The organism is Methylobacterium sp. B1, assembly GCF_000333255.1.
Lineage (GTDB): Bacteria > Pseudomonadota > Alphaproteobacteria > Rhizobiales > Beijerinckiaceae > Methylobacterium > Methylobacterium fujisawaense.
The window spans coordinates 1-3,210 of the sequence record NZ_BACT01000616.1 but is presented as its reverse complement, the minus strand read 5'-3'; the positions used below and the strand labels follow the sequence as shown (position 1 = coordinate 3,210).

Below are 3,210 nucleotides of genomic sequence, written 5' to 3'. Positions count from 1 at the left end.
CGATCCGGGCCCTCCTGGCGACCAGGGCAAAGCCGCTCAGCGGAGCGAGCCATCGGCGAGCGTGCCCGTCTGGATGTTCCCGCTCCGCGCAAAAGCCGGGTCGGCAGCCTCTCAAGGCTGACCGAACACCCGTTCGAGATCCGCCTCGATGACGCCGTCGATCTCCAGGATCTTCAACCGGCTCTGATCGCCGGCGACGATGCGGACCGAGCGGCGTCCGACCTTGAGCGCCTTGGCGATCATCGCCACGAGGGCCTCGTTGGCGGCACCCTCCACCGGTGGCGCCGCGACGCGCGCCTTCAGGTAGAGCTGGCCCTTCTCGTCCCGTGCCCAGCCCTCCGCCACGTCGCGGCCGCCACGCGGCGTGAGGCGGACAGCCAGCCGGGTTGCCACGGGCGATCGCTCAGAAGATCTTGCCCGGATTCAGCCGCCCGTCCGGATCGAGCGCCCGCTTGACCATCCGCATCACGGCGATCTCCTCAGGCGAGCGCGACAGTTTCAGCTTGCTCCGCTTCTCAAGCCCGATCCCGTGCTCTGCCGAGACGGAGCCGTTCAGCTCCGCGAGGGGCTCGTAGATCGCCGCGTCGATAGCGGCGTTGCCGGCGACGTCGAGGCGGGTCGTGTTCCAGTGCAGGTTGTTGTCGCCGATATGCCCATAGACGACGGCCCGGCAGCCCGGGATTGCCGCGAGCCGGTCGAGCGCTCCGCGGACGTAGCCATCCATCCGCGACAGCGGCACGCTGACGTCGAAAGCGCGTTCGATCCCGTCGGCATTCAGATGCTCCACGCGGTCGCGGATGCGCCACATGCCCCGGCGCTGCTCCTCCGAGGCGGCGACGGCGGCGTCGAGGATCGTGCCTTCGCCCATCAGCCCTTCGAGGAGGCTCAGAAAACGGTCCGATTCCTCGGCGACGCACTCGATCTCGATGATCGCGTAGAACGGATAGTCATGGCCGAGGGGCGGGGTCGCCCGTCCGGGTGCCGTCATCAGGCGGTAGAAAGCCGGCCACAGACCCTCGAAGGAGGACACGCGTCCCTGAAAGGCGCTTTGGGCTGCCCGCAGCACCCGCGCGCCGTCATCCACCCCCGGGCAGGCGATGAGTGCCGTCGCGTAGCCGGCCGGCTCGGGGCGCAGGCGCAAGACGGCCCGCGTGACGATGCCCAGCGTGCCTTCGGTGCCGAGGAACAGCTGCTTCAGGTCGAGCCCGGTGTTGTTCTTGATGAGGGGGCGCATGGACGACACCACCGTGCCGTCGGCGAGCACGGCCTCCAGGCCGAGCACCATCTCCCGCATCATGCCGTAGCGCAGGACGCGCAAGCCCCCGGCATTGGTCGAGATCGCGCCGCCGATGGTCGCCGAGCCGCGGGCGCCGAGGTCCAGGGGAAAGAACAGCCCGGCCGCCGAGGCCGCGTCCTGCACGCTCTCGATGGTGGCGCCGGTCCCGACCACCACCGTCATGCCCAGCGGATCCACCGGCTCGATGCCGGTCATCCGCTCCGTCGACAGCGTGATCTCGTCAGGCTGGCAGAGCGTCCCGTCGACGAGGCCGGTGGCTCCGCCGCGGGGCACCACGGCGACGCCGGATTCGTGGCACACTGCCATGACCGCGCTGGTCTCCTGCGTGCTGCGGGGTCGAACGAGTGCCAGAGCGGCGCAAGGCTCGGCCGGGCGCGTCCAGTTGGCCGAGCGCCCGCGGAGCTCCGCGCCCGTGACGAGGCCGGACGGTCCGACGATCGCGGCGAGGCGGTCGAGGAAGGCGGCGTCGGTCATCGGCATCATCTCAGGCTTGGTCTGGTCGCCGCGTCGGGCGGCACTCCGCGCGACGCTCTCTCATAGAATCTTCCGCGCCGCGAGGTTTCGCATCAGTGCGCGGGCGCCGAACGTCCAGGGCTCGCAGGCGTCGCAGGGGCGCATGCGGTTGACGAGGCTGCCGAGCTCCGGGCTCGCCACCACGACGCGGTCGCCCTCGGCATGGGTGAAGCCGAGGCCGGGCCCGTGCCGGTCCTGGATCGGCGCGAACATCGTGCCGAGGAGGAGCAGGGCCCCATCCGGGTAATTGTGCGTGCGCCCCATGAGCGCCTCCGCGAGTTCCTCCGGATCGCGGCTGATCTCGGCGAGCGGCGAGGTGCCCTCAAGCCGGAAGCCATCCGTCCCGGTGACCTCGAGGGTCACCGTGGTCCGGCGGACATCGTCGAGACCGAACGTGTCGTCGAACAGGCGGAGGAACGGGCCGACGGCGCAGGAGGCGTTGTTGTCCTTGGCTTTGCCGAGGAGCAGCGCCGATCGCCCTTCGAAGTCGCGCAGATTCACGTCGTTGGCGAGGGTCGCGCCGACGATTCGCTGGTCGGAGGCGATGGCGAGGGCCACTTCGGGTTCGGGATTGTTCCAGCGCGAATCCGGGTGCAGGCCCGCATCCGCGCCGCACCCCACCGCCGAGAGCGGCTGTGCCTTGGTGAAGATCTCGGCATCGGGGCCGATGCCGACCTCGAGATACTGGCTCCAGGACCCTTGCGCGACCAGCACCGCCTTGAGCGCCGTGGCCTCGGGCGATCCGGGCTTCAGCCGACGCAGGTCGTGGCCGACCAAGCGCTCGACCTCGGCACGGATCGCCGCAGCGGCGGCGAGATCGCCCCGGGCGCGCTCCTCGATGACCCGCTCCAGCATGGAGGTGGCGAAGGTCACGCCGGCCGCCTTGAGCGCCTGCAGATCCACCGGTGCGAGGAGCCAGGGCCGGGCCGGGTCGCGGTCGTCCGGCGGCGTGTTCGCCAAGATGGCGTCCAGGCTTGCGAGATCCTCGCCCGCCGCGCCGCGCAGGGCCGTTCCCGGGTCGCGCGCCTCGCACAGGTCGCTGACCGTCGGGAAGGCCGCGGTGATGTCGACGACGCGGGCCTCACCCACGGAATCGGCGCGGATCGCCACGACGCTCGGCCCGGCCGCATCGGGACGCCAGACCCGGCCCACGAGCCCGCCACGGCATCCGTCGGCGGGGAGGATCTCCCGTGCAGTCAGACCCGATGACGACATGCGCTCACCTCTCTCGGATGTCCGGGAACCGGGCAGCCCGCTGCGACGGGGGTTCGGTGCCACGATTCCGGATCGGCCTGCCGGCAGCGAGGCCGGATCGCGGTCCCATACCATCCCCGGCGCGCCGAGACGCGACGGTTGGTTTCACCGCGGCGCCCTCGTCACGGGTACAGATCGCGTCGCCT

General features: G+C 70.9%; 3 protein-coding genes. All 3 read right to left on the bottom strand.

All coding sequences use genetic code 11. The features are described from left to right. Positions 1 to 111 precede the first annotated feature (111 nt). Genes I53_RS18360 through I53_RS18350 form a run of 3 tightly spaced genes read right to left on the bottom strand, consistent with a single transcriptional unit; the run spans position 112 to position 3,025 of the window. Positions 112 to 393: a DUF167 family protein gene (locus I53_RS18360; RefSeq protein WP_043353263.1), complete on the bottom strand. Its 282-nt coding sequence runs from the start codon at positions 391 to 393 to the stop codon at positions 112 to 114. A gap of 10 nt (positions 394 to 403) precedes the next feature. Then, positions 404 to 1,771, bottom strand: coding sequence for an FAD-binding oxidoreductase (locus I53_RS18355; protein ID WP_251982362.1), 1,368 nt, complete (start codon positions 1,769 to 1,771; stop codon positions 404 to 406). A gap of 60 nt (positions 1,772 to 1,831) precedes the next feature. Then, positions 1,832 to 3,025 carry a fumarylacetoacetate hydrolase family protein gene (locus I53_RS18350; RefSeq protein WP_043353261.1) on the bottom strand — a complete coding sequence of 398 codons (1,194 nt, stop codon included), beginning with the start codon at positions 3,023 to 3,025 and terminating at the stop codon, positions 1,832 to 1,834. Positions 3,026 to 3,210 lie beyond the last annotated feature (185 nt).